Annotated in this window: 13 protein-coding genes; 2 read left to right on the forward strand and 11 right to left on the reverse strand. The window is 43.6% G+C overall.

Annotated elements, in window-relative coordinates:
- Positions 1-3: 3 nt before the first annotated feature.
- Entirely contained in the window at positions 4-1,680 is a 1,677-nt protein-coding gene (gene pbp4b, locus NXH67_RS18190; RefSeq protein WP_272798281.1) for a penicillin binding protein PBP4B, read from the reverse strand.
- A 147-nt stretch (positions 1,681-1,827) separates the two neighbouring features.
- Positions 1,828-3,000, reverse strand: coding sequence for an acyltransferase family protein (locus NXH67_RS18195; RefSeq protein WP_272798282.1), 1,173 nt, complete (start codon positions 2,998-3,000; stop codon positions 1,828-1,830).
- A 235-nt stretch (positions 3,001-3,235) separates the two neighbouring features.
- Here NXH67_RS18195 and NXH67_RS18200 point away from each other — a divergent pair, with 235 nt between their 5' ends.
- Positions 3,236-5,140, forward strand: coding sequence for a TaqI-like C-terminal specificity domain-containing protein (locus tag NXH67_RS18200; protein ID WP_272798283.1), 1,905 nt, complete (start codon positions 3,236-3,238; stop codon positions 5,138-5,140).
- A 98-nt stretch (positions 5,141-5,238) separates the two neighbouring features.
- Positions 5,239-6,267 (forward strand): 3-deoxy-7-phosphoheptulonate synthase, encoded by a 1,029-nt coding sequence (locus NXH67_RS18205; RefSeq protein ID WP_022778903.1) that lies wholly within the window; start codon positions 5,239-5,241, stop codon positions 6,265-6,267.
- An 89-nt stretch (positions 6,268-6,356) separates the two neighbouring features.
- Here NXH67_RS18205 and NXH67_RS18210 read toward each other — a convergent pair whose 3' ends face one another.
- From NXH67_RS18210 to NXH67_RS18250, 9 genes are all read right to left on the reverse strand, one after another.
- Positions 6,357-7,241 carry a tyrosine-type recombinase/integrase gene (locus NXH67_RS18210; protein WP_022778902.1) on the reverse strand — a complete coding sequence of 295 codons (885 nt, stop codon included), beginning with the start codon at positions 7,239-7,241 and terminating at the stop codon, positions 6,357-6,359.
- Entirely contained in the window at positions 7,225-9,033 is a 1,809-nt protein-coding gene (locus tag NXH67_RS18215) for a DUF6020 family protein (protein ID WP_272798284.1), read from the reverse strand. Before NXH67_RS18215 ends, NXH67_RS18210 begins: the two co-directional genes overlap by 17 nt.
- Positions 9,033-10,328 (reverse strand): diaminopimelate decarboxylase, encoded by a 1,296-nt coding sequence (locus tag NXH67_RS18220; protein WP_272798293.1) that lies wholly within the window; start codon positions 10,326-10,328, stop codon positions 9,033-9,035. The genes NXH67_RS18215 and NXH67_RS18220 overlap by 1 nt, the downstream gene beginning before the upstream one ends.
- A gap of 128 nt (positions 10,329-10,456) precedes the next feature.
- A complete protein-coding gene (locus NXH67_RS18225) occupies positions 10,457-11,134 on the reverse strand; it encodes a uracil-DNA glycosylase (protein WP_022778899.1) in 678 nt (225 codons plus the stop codon).
- A 19-nt stretch (positions 11,135-11,153) separates the two neighbouring features.
- Positions 11,154-11,915 (reverse strand): imidazole glycerol phosphate synthase subunit HisF, encoded by a 762-nt coding sequence (hisF, locus tag NXH67_RS18230; RefSeq protein ID WP_272798285.1) that lies wholly within the window; start codon positions 11,913-11,915, stop codon positions 11,154-11,156.
- 27 nt (positions 11,916-11,942) lie between these two features.
- Entirely contained in the window at positions 11,943-12,560 is a 618-nt protein-coding gene (hisH, locus tag NXH67_RS18235; protein WP_272798286.1) for an imidazole glycerol phosphate synthase subunit HisH, read from the reverse strand.
- 36 nt (positions 12,561-12,596) lie between these two features.
- On the reverse strand, positions 12,597-15,242 hold the full coding sequence (locus NXH67_RS18240) for a hypothetical protein (RefSeq protein WP_272798287.1): 2,646 nt from the start codon (positions 15,240-15,242) through the stop codon (positions 12,597-12,599).
- The gene (locus NXH67_RS18245; protein ID WP_272798288.1) at positions 15,239-16,057 is read right to left on the reverse strand and encodes a hypothetical protein; all 819 of its coding nucleotides are present in this window, start codon (positions 16,055-16,057) and stop codon (positions 15,239-15,241) included. The genes NXH67_RS18240 and NXH67_RS18245 overlap by 4 nt, the downstream gene beginning before the upstream one ends.
- A 102-nt stretch (positions 16,058-16,159) precedes the next feature.
- A complete protein-coding gene (locus NXH67_RS18250) occupies positions 16,160-17,065 on the reverse strand; it encodes a chemotaxis protein (RefSeq protein WP_022778894.1) in 906 nt (301 codons plus the stop codon).
- Positions 17,066-17,411 lie beyond the last annotated feature (346 nt).

Consider the following 17,411-nt stretch of genomic DNA (forward strand, 5'->3'; position numbering starts at 1 on the left):
GTATTATTGTCCTTCCTTAAGATGTTCAAGTACAGCTTCCTTGCTTGCAAGGTTCTTCCTGGCTGGGTGATCCTCAGACATTTTCTTCTTAATAGCTTCTTCAGCGCTGTCTCTCATACTCTCGCAGCACTGTATCAGTTCTTCCTTCACATCCCGGTCCTCATCCATTCCGATGTAAAGTATCTCCGGAACGAACCCCAGATTGGCAGTTGTGTACCAGTTTCCGTTAAACTTATTTGCATTGCTCTTTTTATTGGTCACAGGAGAATTGACCTTGTTGGTAAGAATTGCAATCACCAGTTTCTTCTCAGGGTCTATCATCACCAAAGTTCCGGTCCAGCCCTGATGTCCGAAGGTTCCTGAGCCGGCCTTGCTGCCAAAATATTTGGTTCTCTCCATATCCCCTTGTCTCCACCAGCCAAGTCCCCACTTCTTGTTATCGGAAGAAACAGGCGCTGTGAATTCATCTATTACTTCCTTGGAAAAGAACTCAATATCCCCACATTTGCCGGTGAGCATCACATTTGCCAGCCTTGCTATATCCGTGGCATTGGAAAAAAGGCCCGCATGTCCCGAAAAACCTCCCATGCAATAATATGCCTTCTCATCATGTACCTCTCCCTGAATGGTCTCTGTTCTGATACCATCATGGAAAATATATCCGTCCCTGGTATTGCCGTTAAGCTCAGTAGCCGCGCAATCCTCCTTGGAAAAGCCGTTCTGAAGCGGATTATACGTAATATGAGTAAGACCCAGAGGTTCGCAGAAGTTCTCTTTGATATATGTATCCAGATTTACTCCCGCTATCTTCTCAACTACAAAGCCCAGGATCATATAATCAACATCCGAGTAGACTGTCCGGGTACCCGGCTCATACAGTAGCGGCGTCTTACATATGCACTCGTAGGTTAGTGTCTTGGCATCTTCGTTAGCTTCATGAGATGAAAATAAGATATTGGTATAAGAGGGATCATATTTCTGAGTAACCTGATCCACATTGGGATTGCCATATCTTGGATCTGCGGGAAAACCTCCCTGGTGCTTTAGAAGATCCGAAATCTTAAGCTGTGCCTTCCAGTTCTTCTGAGTTTCAAGGTCCGCTCCTGTGCCGCCCTCATATTGAATATCGATGGTGTCCTCAGCAAATTCGGGTCCCAGAACATCAACCAGTTTACTTGAAATATCCATCTGACCGTCAGTAACCATCTTCTGAATAGCATAGTTAACACCAAACATCTTGCTTACAGAAGCAAGATCGTATAACGTGTCTGTTGTAACTGCGGGACTGTCCTCTTTGACACTGCCATCCTGATTGTAGCTGCATAGCTTACCCCATGCATTCTCATACACCAGCTTGTCTTCCTTGATTATAGAGAGCTGAGCACTGGTGAAGCCATAATCAATATCAGTTTCGATAATATCCTCAATAAGGGCGATACATTCATCATGTATTCCAACCTCTGAGGGAATCCCCCTGACAATCTCCGAAGCAGTAACCTCCGGTTCCTGCTCAGGCTCCTCCAAGTCAAGATTCTCTATACTTGCAGGTTCAAATACCACTTCAGGTGTGGCAACCTCCGCCGCCTCTGTAGCTGCACATCCTGTAGCTGTCATTACCAGCATTAACAATAAGGCAATAATACTGTTCTTTTTCTGATTAAAAATGCTGTTTCCCCTCATATAACGCCCCATTCTTCATAGCTCTTTTTATGATACTACAGATTAAACCCCTGCGCACTACATGAACTTACGGATTTTCAGGAAATAAAAAAGACAGAGCACGGTCAGGAAACAACCGGCTCTGCCTTGTAGGTCGAAATTGTAATCTTAAGCGGCCTTAGCCTGCACTTTTTTTTCCTTGTGAAGAATAAGGCTATGTATCTTCTTAAGAATAAGAGCTGAAGGAATGCCAAGAACATAAACAACTGCCACATAAAGAAGCAGGTTCTTGATTCTGAAAGGAGACTTAACTCCGCCGTCAAAGGTGTATGCACACAGCTCTACGAAAATTCCATGGATCAGGTAGAACTCAAGAGTGATGCTACCCATGAACTTGAGGAATTTGTTACCGATCTTAACCTTCATTCCAAGAAGAAGGATTGCAAGTACAAATACAATACAGATAGCAGATTCAGCACAAACGCTTATTCTTCTGCGAAGTATTGTATCAGGTGCGCCCCAGTTCTCTCCGTAGTAGCCATAGATGTTGCACATAGCTCTTGACCAGAGGTAAACAGGATATACAGCCAGTACAGTAACAGGCATAACTACAAAATAGGTCTTCTTGAAGAATGAAACAAGCGCTTTCTCAAACTTGGCAAAAAGGATACCAACAGGGAAGAGAATAACACAGTTGTACCACCACTCGCCTCTGATCCACAGATCGTTGTGGTTGATGGTTGTTCCGAAAAGTATATAAGCAACAACAAGTGCTGTGGTTACAGCTACGGCAATGCCATCCTTCTTGATGAATCTGAAGCACAGATAGAAAAATGCATAGAAGAAAGGAAGCACTATCACGTACCAGGTGTAAGGGTTACACAGCTTAAGGCTGGTGAGATATAAAAGAACATCGTTCCCCTTCATCTTCTGTCCAACGATAAGTCTTACCGCAAAATAGATAAATGTAGTGGAATAAAGAGCAAGAATAACAGGAAGTATTCTTCTTCCAAAGAAGCCTTTGAGATAATTGGGCTTACTGTGGAAGCTCTTGTACACGCCATATCCGTTAAAGAAGAAGAAAACTGCCACGAACATAAATCCAAGAGGTACAAAAAATCCCAGTCCCTTCTGAATTCTTGTAGGCGGATTGATCCAGGAAGCACAGGTCTTCTGTCCTACATGGTGAAGCATGATGCACACTGCCAAAAATCCCTGCAGTGCCTTGCTCTGCTCAAGTGAAAGGAACTCGTCATTCCATTCCTTTCGTCCGTATACCTTTGCCCCAAACAAAAGTAATACCGGCAGTATGAAATATACTGCATAAATAAGTTTATCCATTAAAAAACCCTCCAACATTAAATAGTCTAGAATCAATAATAACCATGGGTAAGATATTTCACTACACAGATGTTTTGGAATACTTCCCAGATATTGCGCAACTTTGACAATTATTTATTTAATTCGGAGCGATTTTAGGAGATATGCACAAAAAGCCCTGCTGATTTTTGTGCTTTACAATTACCACTCAAGTCATGATAATAAATGTATTATCTTGATTTTAGGGGAATTTGCAGTGGCTTTAAAAAATGCAGAAGACAACAGCATACTTACAGTAAAACAGGCATCCGAGATACTTGGCATCTGCACAGCAACCCTTAAGAACTGGATCAAACTCGGTAAGATTCCCGCGACTTCAAGGAACAATCACTATTATCTGTCAGATAAGGATGTCACAGCCTGCGCCAAGGCTCTGGAGACCGGAAGTACTCTCCGCAGCCGCCGCAACAAGAGGCTCTCCGATTCCAATTTTATCCCCAGATCTTATATAGATTCTTCATCCGGCAATTACAGAGCTGTAATTGATATAGTCAATTCTACCCGCACGTCACAAGCAGATACCGAAGATATTCTGTCCTTCTATTCTGCTATGCTCATGAGAAAAAGCGGATTATCAGATAGCACTATCAATCAGCTCATATCAGATATTTCTTCAGATATTACTGGATCGAAGACCTATACGCATGATGAAGCTTTCTCATATGAGCTTATACCCGTTCCCGGAGAAGATACCCTGGGAATGTTGTATTTATCTCTACGGGGACTTCGTTCCAAAAAAGCAACCGGTTCCTACTACACTCCTTTTTACGCCGTGGACCTGTTGTGCCGCTCAGCCTTTGCAGGAGCTGATATACATAATAAGACCATCTGCGATCCTGCCTGCGGAACCGGCAACTTCCTTATCAGACTTCCAAAGATCGTTACATTTGATAATATTCATGGTTACGATATCGATCCGATTGCAATTGCCCTTGCAAGAATAAATGTTGCGATCAGATATCATGCAGATGATAAGAAGTCGCTTAAGATAATCTGTGACAATATCCGTGTAGCTGACTTTCTATCCGGAAAATGCAGGAGTTCTTATGACATTATCATAGGTAATCCTCCCTGGGGCTACAGCTACTCCCCAAAGGAAATCGCCCGGTTAAAGAAGAGCTACCGCTGCGCTGCCACCACAGGAAGGCCCGAGTCCTTCTCTCTTTTTACGGAAAAAGCACTGTCAGTCTCAAAGGAAGTAACATTTCTGATTCCGGAGACCTTTTTGGAATCAGATGCCCATAGAAACATCAGAAACCTGATCCTTGATACCTGCTCAGTCAAAAAAATCTCCTACCTCGGAGAAATATTTGATAAGGTCCAATGTCCCTGCATTATTTTGAGCATTATAAGAGCTGTGGATGATAACAATAATATAGAAGTTTCCTTCTATAAAAGAAGCAAAAACAGGATGAAGGAATCACGTAACTTTTTGGCCTCGTCCAATAGGCTCTCTTCATCTTCTTTCCAGATCATCTGCGATGACACCAAGTATCGTATCATCCTGAAGATGCAGGAATCTGATCACTTTTGTCTTAAGGATAATGCGGATTTTGCCCTGGGAATTGTAACCGGTAATAACAAACAGCGCCTCTTAGATACTCCTTCGCAGGGATATGAAGGAATAATCAAAGGAACAGATATAGACAAGTTCAGATTAAAAGAGCCCTCTTCCTTTGTTCAGTTTGATCCGGGTAGCTTCCAACAGGTTGCACCTGTCCAATATTACAGAGATAAGAATAAGCTTTTCTATAAATTCATTGCTCCGGAGCCGGTAGTTGCTCCCGATGACAAGGGTTATGTCTCACTGAACAGTGCCAACATTCTCATTCCGAGAAAGGAAGGCTATTCCGCCCGCTATATCATGGCAGTTCTTAACAGCTCCTGTATCAGTTTCTATTACAGGAACACCTGCCGGAATATGAAGGTTCTAAGGGCAAGGCTGGAGGCACTTCCCATCCCGGTCTGCGATGACAATGTTATGAAAGAGATTGAGGCTCTGACCTATTCCAATGAGGGTATTATGGAGCTAAACCTCAAGGTCGCGGCACTTTTTGGTCTAAAAAACGAAGAAATACAAGTAATTTCTGATGATTACTGATATAATATAGCCGTATTTTTTGTGAAAATAAACAGTATACTTTTACAGTTCAACTTGCTATAGTATTAAAGTGATTTATATTTGGAGGTAATATTTTTATGTCTTTTGAATACATTCAGAAGCTCCCAACACCTGATGAGATCAAGGAAGAATTCCCATTAACCAGGGAGCTTGAGGCGGTAAAGAAACAGCGCGACGCCATGATATCCGACGTTTTCACCGGTAAGAGTGATAAGTTCCTTGTTATCGTAGGTCCCTGCTCTGCCGACAATGAGAACGCAGTAATCGATTATGTCTGCAGACTTGGTAAGGTAGCGGAGAAAGTGCAGGACAAGCTCCTTATCATTCCCAGAATCTATACCTACAAGCCCAGAACCACAGGCGAAGGCTACAAGGGAATTACATCACAGCCCGATCCCGAGGGCGAAACCGACTTCCGTGCAGGCCTTGCTGCCATGAGACACATGCAGCTCAAGGCAATTCAGGAGACCGGTCTTACAGCAGCTGATGAGATGCTCTATCCCGAGAACTGGGGATATGTATCCGATATCCTCTCCTATGTGGCTATCGGTGCCCGTTCCGTTGAGGATCAGGAGCACAGAATGACTGCCAGCGGCTTTGACACCCCTGCAGGAATGAAGAATCCCACCAGCGGAACCTTCAGTGTCATGCTCAATTCCGTTTATGCAGCTCAACAGTCTCATTCCTTTATCTACAGAGGCTATGAGGTAAAAACCAACGGTAATCCTCTTGCTCACTGCGTTCTTCGTGGTTCCAGCAACAAGCATGGTCAGTCTATTCCCAACTATCACTACGAGGATTTAAGACTTCTCCTTGCTCTGTACAATCAGCGCGATATCGTCAATCCCGCTGCAATCATTGATGCCAACCACAACAATTCCAACAAGCAGTTCAAGGAGCAGATCCGTATCGTCAAGGAAGTTCTTCATTCAAGATCTCTCGACAGCGATATCAAGAAGCTTGTTAAGGGTGTTATGATAGAGAGCTACATTGAGGAAGGCTCCCAGAAAATCGGCGAAGGTGTATATGGCAAGTCCATCACAGATCCCTGCCTTGGCTGGGCTGACACAGAGAGACTCCTTCTTGAGATGGCAGATCTAGTTTGATCTTCAATTGATTTATTCATGCATATTAAAAGCCACTGTTCATCAGACAGTGGCTTTTTTGTATCCTATCACAATATGAGTTTGTACTATCAGTTCCTAAGTCTCGCCCATTCAAACGGATCTTTGCTCTTATGCTTCTTGGACAGATACTTTGAGATAGTATTAACATCTGCAAATCCCATCATCTCCTGAACCGAATCAAGGTCCGCTCCATTCTCCACAAGATGCACCGCAAAGGAATGTCGAAGAGAAAAAGGAGTAATATCCTGCTTGATTCCTGCCTTCTTAACATACGTTTTGATAAGCTTCCACAAGCCCTGGCGGCTCATATGGGTTCCGCTGCAGTTAAGAAATACAGTATCATCATCTGTATTTTCTCCCAGAAGCTCATTTCTTGCACCGGTGAGGTAATCACTAAGAGCCTCCTTGGCCTTTCTGCCGTATGGTATAAGTCTTGAACTGTTCTCATCGCCAAGTCTCAGGCAGCTGATGCTAAGATCAATATTCTCAAGCCTTAGGTCTGTAATCTCCGATGACTTAAGCCCCGTAGCATACAATAGTTCCAATATAGCCTTATCTCTTTTACCCTTGGCATCATCCTTGAACTTCTGTGAAAACAGCTCTTCTATCTCAACAGTTGATAATATCCTCGGTTCACTCTTCTCAATCCTGGGAGCTTTCAGTGTCTCGGATGGATTGTCGTTAATATTGCCGTTCTCCACAAGGTATCTGAAAAAGGTCTTAATGGAAGTATAATGCCTAGTTATGGATGAAGCGGCAAAATGCTCTTCCCTTAGGCTTGCCGCATAAGCCGATAATTTGTCTACTGTTACGTCAGATGCCTCAGAAATTCCGTTTTCTCCCATGAACTCAGCCATTCTGAGAAGGTCACGCTTATAAGAAATAAGAGTATTTTCAGAAGTCTTTTTTACGTTCCTAAGATAATCTGTAAACTCATCAATCTGCCTCCGCATTTTCTCTCCTCCCAAAACACAGCGCAAGCCAAACAGGCGCTGACAAAACAAGGCTGTAGCCATATCTGAAATCCACCACAGGAGACGCAAGAAGAAGCGTTCCGGTAAGAAGAAGCAGCAGAACAATCGGAAGCACTTCCGCTCTTTTACCAATGCCAACTACAGTACATATGATAAGCGCCCAGGTATAGGCACCAATGCACCACAGCATACCGTAAAGAGGCATGAAACCCGACAGCTTGATAAGGATTTCCTTAATCTTGACAACAGCTATACCTCCGATCAAAGGCTTCCAATACAGCCCCAGATCATTGCCCATTATTCCGTCAATGTCTCCTACCTTGTAGGCTACATCCGGATATATATATCCTCCCGTAAGGTCGAACCAGGCCTTGATATAGTCCCCGGGATACTTAAGTCCCAGTCTGACCCATAGGGCAAAATATGTACTCTTATTATTCTCTATAACCTCAGGATGACCTGCTCGCACCAGCTCCTTGATGTTATCTGCAAAGTCAGGGGCGTAGAGCTCATGAATATATGTAGTATCAATAACATCCCTTATAAGCTTCATATCACCATCTGCAACATCTCTGTCATTAACAAGTACTGCCGCAACCTGCTGAAGCGGAACAGATAGATTCTCTGTAAAATCAGGACTATCAATACCCAGCCTGCCAAATACAGGACCTTTTACAATAATAACCACAGCAAAAACAGCAAGCACTGATACCAGAATTCCCATCAGATTCTTCCTGAATCTGACCACTACCAGAATCCCCCATACAATGAACGCATACCAGGCATTGGATCTTAATAGACAAAAAAGTATGCCAAGAACCGAAAAGCTGACATAATCCTTCCAAGTAAGTTCCTTCTTCTGCGTCATGCTTATAAACCTGCAGATTAGAAGAAGCGCTATTCCTGCAAAAGGAATGTCTTTCCAAAGCGTAACAGCGAACACACAGTTAAAGGGCATCAGTGCAAAAAAGGCCAAAGCAAGCCATTTGCACCATCTGGCGCATTGCCCCGCCAGCCTGTCCACAAGACACACACCTCTTGCACAACAAAGTGCAAGAAATATCATCTGAAACAGTGTATAGAAGCTAATCGCACTTACAGCATCACCTGTGATCGCCATTCCAATTGAATAGAATATCTTGATAAGAAACGTATGCACCACCGGATGATGATTGAACCAGGGTCTTACTCCCACAATCTGCTCATACTGAACCAATGAATCTGCAGTCATAATTCCCGGAAACTCATACAGGAAATATGGAAAATAACAGATTAAGCAAAGAAACGCAGATAATATAAACAGCTTAGCGCCATGTATGCTGCCTGAAATCGGAATATCCTTAGACTTATCTAAGAAATACCCCTTACTCTTCCCTGCTCCCGCAGCTCCTATAAAATACTTGCTCCACCTATATCTGATCTCCATGACCAGCAGAAGACCTATACAGAAAACACCGCAAAATACGATTGCCAGTGTAAGAAGCTTGAACAATCCGCTGTCAAAATTTGAGATCAGCCGGACTCCTTTTACATAAAGCGCTGCGCCGGCTGCAAGAAATGAAACACCTGCGCCAACAGCAATAGCACTCTTTTTCGCCGAAAAGATATCTGCATCCCTCTCACTTAGCCTCTTCCACTCCGACAGAATCAGCACAAAAAAGACTACTGTCAGAGGGTTTCTGACAGTAATCCCGGATAGCAGCTGTATTGCCCAGCAGCTAAGAAATGCTGCCAGGCCGTATATTATCTTCTCTTTAGCAAATTCCTTCATTACGATGTACGCTCTTCATCCATAATCTTGGACAGTTCGGCAAAAACAGAGAGGCAATCAAAGGTAGAGAAATAATCCCTTGGAGTCTCTGCTCTTCTTATAAGTTCAACACTTCCGTCAGCCTTAAGAAGCAGCTCTGCGCTCTTAAGCTTACCGTTATAATTATATCCCATAGCAAAGCCGTGAGCACCTGTATCGTGGATAAAGAGGTAATCTCCCATATCAATCTTGGGAAGCTGTCTCTCAATAGCAAACTTGTCGTTGTTCTCGCAAAGAGATCCGGTTACATCATATACATGGTCAAGAGGAGCATCCTCCTTGCCCAGAACTGTAATATGGTGGTATGCGCCATACATTGCAGGTCTCATAAGGTTGACTGCACAGGCATCCACACCGATATACTCCTTGTAAATGTGCTTCTCATGAATAGCCTTGGTAACAAGTGCGCCGTAAGGAGCCATCATGAATCTGCCCATTTCGGTATAAATGGCAACATCTCCCATTCCTGCAGGAACAAGGATTTTCTCATACTGCTCCTTAACTCCTGCGCCGATCGCAGCAATGTCATTGCCCTCAGCATCAGGTGTATAAGGAATTCCAACTCCGCCTGAAAGATTGATGAAGGCCACATCCGCACCCGTTTCCTTCTCAAGTTCAACAGCAAGTTCAAAGAGCTGACCTGCAAGCGTAGGATAATACTCGTTGGTAACGGTATTGCTGGCAAGGAAAGCATGAATACCGAAGTGCTTGGCTCCCTTGGATTTAAGAATCTTGAAAGCCTCAAAGAGCTGATCCCTTGTCATTCCGTACTTGGAATCGCCCGGATTATCCATGATTCCGTTACTCATCTTGAAGACTCCGCCCGGATTGTAACGGCAGGAAATTGTCTCGGGAATCTTGCCAATAGTTTCCTCCAGGAATTCAATATGTGTAAAGTCGTCAAGATTGATAATGGCGCCAAGTTTGTCTGCATAAGCAAACTCCTCTGCCGGTGTATCATTCGAAGAAAACATTATGTCCGCCCCGGAAGCTCCAACTGCGCTACTGAGCATAAGCTCTGTCTTGGATGAGCAGTCGAAACCGCAGCCGGCATTCTTAAGCAGCTCCATAAGAATAGGATTGGGAGTAGCCTTAACAGCGAAATACTCTCTAAAGCCCTTGTTCCAGGAAAATGCGTCATATACTGCTTTGGCATTATCTAAAATCCCCTTTTCATCATAAATATGAAAGGGTGTGGGGTACTTCTTAACAATCTCTTCTATCTGAGACTTGGTTACAAACGGTTTCTTCATAATAGCCTCCTGAATGCATACTTATACATAAATAATATACACTTTAACATGTTAATGCGGTACACCGCAAGTGACAATATGCCTATGCTAACACAAATGTCCCGAAATTATTAGTGTAAATTGTATAATCCTCAAATATCCTCAATCTGCCAATCTATGGGCTCCAATCCGTTAGCCTTAAGAAACTCATTGCACTTGCTGAAATGTTTACATCCAAAAAAGCCTCTGTAAGCCGACAACGGACTGGGATGAGGTGCCTCCAGGATTAGATGTTTGGGGTTATTTAGCATGCTCTTTTTCATCTGAGCAGGCTTTCCCCAGAGCATATATACCACCGGTCTGTCCTGTTCATTGACAGCCCTGATAATTGCATCTGTAAACTGCTCCCATCCTTTTCCCTTGTGAGAATTGGCAGCATGCGCCCTTACTGTGAGCACTGTATTCAAAAGAAGTACTCCCTGATCTGCCCACTTTTTAAGATATCCGTTGTTGGGAACCTTACATCCCAGATCCTCCTGAAGCTCCTTATAAATATTTACCAGAGAAGGAGGCGTATCTGCCTTGCCGGGCAATACTGAAAAAGACAGGCCATGGGCCTGTCCGGGTTCATGGTATGGATCCTGTCCCAGGATAAGAACCTTCACATCCTTAAGTGGTGTAAGGTGAAGTGCATTGAAAATATCATCTGAAGGGGGATAGATTACGTTTTTGCTGTATTCCTCCTTCACAAATTTATATAACCGGGCATAATAGGGTTTCTTGAACTCTCCCCCTACTGCCTCGTACCAGTCTCCTGTTATCATTGACATACTGAATTACCTTCTTCGTTTATAGTCTGACAGGAACATTTCTGTCTCTGAGATACTCCTTGACCTCTGAGATTTCAAGTTCCTTGAAGTGGAAAAGTGAAGCAGCCAGTGCCGCATCTGCCTTACCATCAGTAAGAGCCTCATAAAAATGCTCCTTGGTTCCTGCTCCGCCTGAAGCAATAACAGGCACAGGAACTGCCTCTGCGATGGTTCTTGTAAGCTCAATATCATAGCCTGCCTTGGTTCCGTCGCAGTCCATGCTGGTGAGAAGTATTTCTCCCGCTCCAAGATCCACAGCCTTTTTGGCCCACTTGACTGCATCAATACCCATATCTATTCTTCCGCCGAACTTAAAGATATTCCAGCCGCTTCCGTCCTCTCTCCTCTTGGCGTCAATGGCAAGAACAACGCACTGGCTTCCGAATTTGTCTGCAGCTTCGGCAATTAGCTCCGGTCTCTCAATAGCCGCTGAATTAACAGCAACCTTGTCTGCCCCTTCTCTCAAAATAGCCCTCACATCATCGACGGTTCTTATACCGCCGCCAACAGTGAAAGGAATAAACACTTTTCTGGCAACCTCCCTTACCATGTCGGCAACGGTTGCACGTCTCTCGTTGGATGCTGTAATATCCAGAAACACAAGCTCGTCTGCTCCGGCCTTGGAATAGGCCTCACCTACAAGCACCGGATCCCCGGCATCAACAAGATTAACAAAATTTATACCCTTAACTACTCTGCCGTTATTCACATCAAGGCAGGGAATAATTCTCTTAGTAAGCATAATTTTCTCCGATATCTGGTGTAGTCCTTAGATTTCAAGGAAGTTTTTAAGTATCTGCATTCCAACATCTGCGCTTTTTTCCGGATGGAACTGACAGGCAAAGACATTGCCTGACTCTACGGAAGCATCTACCTGAACATTGTAATCACAGGTAGCTGTCACGATATTCCTATCCTCTGCATGTAGATAATAGGAATGAACAAAATATACATATGAATCCTGATTGATTCCCTTGAACAGACGTCCCTGTCTGGGGAACTTAAGACTATTCCAGCCTATCTGCGGAATCTTGTAGGAATTACCCTGAGAATCCGTCTCAGGAATCCTGCAGAGTTTACCACGCAAAATGCCCAGGCCGCTTACTCCATCCGCCTCCTCGCTGGAATCGAATAAAAGCTGCTGGCCCAGGCATATTCCCATAAATGGAAGTTCCTTGGATACCACCTCTTTAATTGTAGGTATCAGATCATATTCCGATAATCTTCTCATGGCATCGCCAAATGCACCAACCCCGGGAAGTACCACTCTGTCGGCAGAAAAAATCTCCTTCGGGTCTCTGGTAACTATTGTAGACGCGCCAAGATATTCAAATGCTTTTTCGACGCTTTTAATATTGCCTGCATCATAATCGATAATTGCAACCATTCGGCAAAGGCCCCCTTGATTTAGTAATCGACGCCTTTACTGAACCGGTTTCAATGTACCGACAATCTCCATAACTTTGATCGTATAATCCCAGTCCTTCTTGATGGAATTGATAGACTTCACATCCTCTTCTGTAAGGCCATACTCCTCTAAAAGCAACGATTCTATTTTAGAATACACACTCTCAATCTGAATTTCAACATTGAATTGTGCCGCCTCTTCTAAAATATCCTCTTTGTTTCTCATGGCCGTAAGAAGAATATCAAGAGCCTCTTCCTTCATGTTCATGGCTTCAAAGTTTTCATGAGCCGTCAGATATCTGTCTCCCCAGGCCAGGACCCTTGACTGCTCATACATAAGAGTCTGCCTCTCATCCAGTTCCTTTCCATGAAGAACCTTGTAGGTTGTTACATAGTCCTGATGAATATATGCACTTTCAGCTCTCTCTTTAGCAAGCCTCTCGGGAAGAACCAATGAAGGAATAAGTACCAGTATTCCAAGACTCGCTGCAAAAAGGAATGAGATTGCAACCTTTCTGGGAGATATTGCCTTTTCCGGAATGCTGGGATCCTTCTGAGGTTTGGGCTTTTTCTCCTTCTTCGGCTTCGGCGGCTTTTCCTTCTTGGGCTTTGGCTCCTTCTTTGGCTTTTCTTTCTTTGGCTTCTTTTCTTTTTTCTTTTTCTCTTTCTTAGGCTTCTCATCACCAAGTTCATTCAGAACCTGCTGGTTTTCATCGGTAAGACTGGCCAGTTCTCCATTAGGAGCTATCTCCTCGTCTTCTCTTGTAAGAGCGGTGAATAAGCTTGCAAGAAGCGCTTTTAATCCGCCTTTTTTCTTTTTCTTTCCTTTTTTATCTTCCGGAGCATCTTTGCCTGTACCTCCGGCCGATTCCGGTATAGCTGCAAGATCCTCAAGGGAAGGTTCGGTTCCAAGATCTCCGAAGCCATCCTCTGTCAGTGCATCCAGAATATCTTCTTTGGGCACATCTTCTTCCTGGCCATCCCCGGCGTCAGATGCTCCCTCACGCGCAGCTTCATTCTCAAGATCCTCAATATCATCGCTCGCAAGGCTGTTCATAAGAGCGTCCAGATCAGGCATTGCTGTATCTTCGGAGCCCTCCTCGGCTGCCTGCGTATTATCTGTTTCTCCGTCCTGAACCTCAGCAACTTCTCCTTCAGCAGAACCGCTGCCTTCCTCTCCGCTAAGGAGATCATCGAGACTTGCTTCCAGGTCATTTAAATTAAAGTCGGCTGACACATCATCCAAAGACAAACCTTCATCAGGTGGATCTGTTGCTTTGGAAGTACCTGCATCCAACTCGTTAAGCTCTTTCTCCATGGATTCCAGGTTGAAATCATCTTCCTCCGCAGCCTCCCCACCGTTTTCAGTAGTAGGATCGCCGCCATCAAAGGTAAATCCTATATCATCGCCAAGACCGGCATCCTCAGTTCCCTCAGAAGGAATCTGTGCCTCTTCACCCGCGGTATCAGCAGCAGGTTCCTCAGCCAAATCATCCATTGACATGTCATCAAGTGTCAGCTCATCAAGCGCCATATCATCAAGAATAGCTTCATCGGATACTTCTCCCGCATCAGGGACAGCTCCTTCCTCAGCGCTTGTTCCGTCAGGAGCGGCCTCGTTTGCAGCATCTTCTCCCATATCAAGTCCAAGCTCAGCCATTCCCGCCATAATATCATCCAGGCTTTCTACCTGATCATCAGCGACCGTATCGGGCACAGGAGTATCCTCAGCAGGAACTTCCTCAGTAATAGACATATCCGCGTCAGGTATGCTCTCAGCCGGTGCTTCTTGAACCTCTGCCTCAGGAGCCTCTTCTTCAGGAATAATACCTTCATCCATTGCCTGTTCAAGAGACTCGGGACTTAATTCATTAATATCAAGATCCGCCAATGAAGCCAGATCTCCAAGTGCTTCCTCTCCCGACATAGGCTCTTCGTCCTGAATATTGTCAAGAACATCACTTAAACTATCCTGCGCCTGTCCCATTTCAGGGTCAGAGAGATTATCTCCCGGCATATCGTCCAAAAGATCCGTCAAGATCTCTTCCGGCGTCTGTCCGGCGTCAGAATCAATATCTTTACTTATGGATGCTGCGTTATCTTCCGGTATAATAACTTCCGGAGCCATTTCCATAAGGGCGTCGTCGCCATCTTCAATATCAACCAGAGGTTTAGCCGCCGGAGGTATAATATCCTCCATTGATGTCTCTCCACCCTCAGATGGAGCATTCTCAGCGGCATCAGAAAAAGACTGATCTGCGAATTTGCCACTCTGTATCTCAGCGTCCATTCTTTCAGCATCAGCTATTGCTTCATCAAGAGCTATCTCTTCGGGATCCCTTACATCCAGGTGTGAAGGCTCGTTGCCCACAGTAAATTTAGGAATACCCACATCTGTCAGCGATTCAATCTCATCAAGAAGGTCAGCCATCTTTCCATCAACAAACTCTCCATCTTCAAGCTTGTTAAGAAGGCTTCCTATCTCATTCAGATCCTCATTGCCATTGGAGTTTTGCACCAGACTTGCCATTTCCTCATCTGCAGCCTGTGACGGCGCATCAGAAGACCCCTTAGTAGACATCCTATTAAGGGCAGATTTGGGATCTTTATTATTCGATTGCACGTTGTTCAACAGACTATCAAGATACTCTTCGTTAGTCATAGTCCATTACACTCCTGCAAAATATAATCAACCGAATTCATCTTTATCGAATCTGTTCTGTCTGCAATTTCCGGAGTATGATGATAGAGCCTCTCGTGAACTCTCACAAGATGTGCTTTTTCATTCATAAAAACGACCTTTTCAAAGGGCCATCGTACAACAGTTGGATAATCAAGACCTACTCCCAATTCCAGTAAAAGAAGTTTTGCATTAACGGTTCCTGTAAGATACTTCAGATACTTATCCCAGCCGTCTTTATAGGGAGCCTCATTATATTTTATCTTTTTATATTCAGGTCTTTTCTGATTAAGATACCATTCTTTCCCATCTCTGAAAGGTTTGGCAAAAGTAATTCCTTCCTGCCAGTAACCGTCATGCTCAGTGATGATCGAATGTATCTTATCTACCACTTCTCTGAATTCCTCAGTCTTCTCTGCATTTAAAAGTCCATCGGATTCATCATTGGTCTGAAGGAACATAAAATTACCACAAGGATAAACTGCTCTTTCATAGTCAAAACCAAATAAAAGTGCATCCTGAAGAAAAATGTCGCTTACGATAAAATGCTTCTTATCTCCAACAAGCTTACGAAGTCCCCTGTAAGCATCTGCTACCTTATTATCGATATTGTAATAGGCGTATTCATATTCTACGATAGGTAGAAGCCACTGATTACCCTCATTATCACAATACTCTAAGATATTTTTGTATCTGGAATCGGATCTTATCCCCTTTTTTACCCAATTCCACTCATCACCTATGCCTATAATGCAAAGGTCTGAGTCCTGTAACATTTCCTTAAGCGCCTGTGCCATAGCTGTCACTACTCCTTAATTTAAAAATCTCCCTTCATTGAGACAGTCACTGAAAACACGTTTCATAACTGAGCCAACAAAGGGAGTTTCAGTCAGTTAGTATTAGCCTGCACTTGAAGCATTTACAAGTTCATCAATTACAGATACGAGATTTCCGATTTCCGGCTTGGACAACTGTCTGTCGGCTCCAAGAGATTCTCCTTTTCTTCTCATTTCCTCATTAACAAGTGATGAGAATATGATAAGAGGAATATCCTTGGTGGCATCGTCACTCTTTACCAGTTTGGTAAGTCTGTGGCCGTCCATAATAGGCATCTCGATATCAGTGATAATACATTTGATATTGCCAAGCTCGTTTCTGTCCTTGCAAGCCTTGATGTAATCGTATGCAAGCTTACCGTTTTCAAAATGTCTCACATTATTATAGCCCGCCTTGTTAAGAGAATCTACAATGAGCTTATTAAGCAGCTGTGAATCCTCTGCAAGAACAATCGGAACCTCATTACGAGGTCTGGGTCCGATGTCGGAAAGAGCATCCATATTAAGACCCGTATTGGGATTAATATCAGATACGATTTTCTCAAAGTCGAGAATGATGATCAGCTGATTCTCAAACTTGATGATACCTGTTGAGATACTCTCCTCAGCCTTGGAAATCGTTGCATTGGGCTTGATGATATCTGCCCAGGATACTCTGTGAATACCTACAACAGAGTCAACGTGGAATGCAATATCAAGCTTATTGAAATTGGTGATAATGAATAGTCCACCGGCCTTGGATGCGCCTCGCTGCAGGCAGTTTCTAAGGTCAATGGCTGTGATCATCGTATCACGGGGCATAAATATTCCCTCTATGCTGGGATGAGCATTAGGTACCGGTGTTACTTCCTGATACACAATAATTTCCTTAATCTTTGCTACGTTAATTCCATAGCAATGGTCATCGATTTTAAATTCAAGGACTTCAAGTTCGTTATTACCACTTTCAAGCAGGATTTTTGATTCCATTCGTTCACCTCGCGCCTTAAAAAGAAAAAATTATTAACATAAAACCGATTGAAAATTGTTTAAATTTCCTTTTTAAGTATAGCACGTTTTAGTCAAAATAAATATAAAAAAACAAAAAAGACGGGCATTTGACCGTCTTTTAAGATTTCATTTATAAGTTTTTTATATATTTAGTATTTCGTTTAATTTTGCTTGTTTATGTAGTTTTGTACCTTCAAAACCGAACACTGAACTATCTTAAATCCATTTTCCCTTTGTTCCTATACCAACTATTCGTTGGATAAGCCCTCGACCTATTAGTACACATCAGCTGAACACGTTACCGTGCTTACACCTTGTGCCTATC

The sequence above is a fragment of the Butyrivibrio sp. DSM 10294 genome (assembly GCF_028539135.1).
GTDB lineage: Bacteria > Bacillota > Clostridia > Lachnospirales > Lachnospiraceae > Butyrivibrio.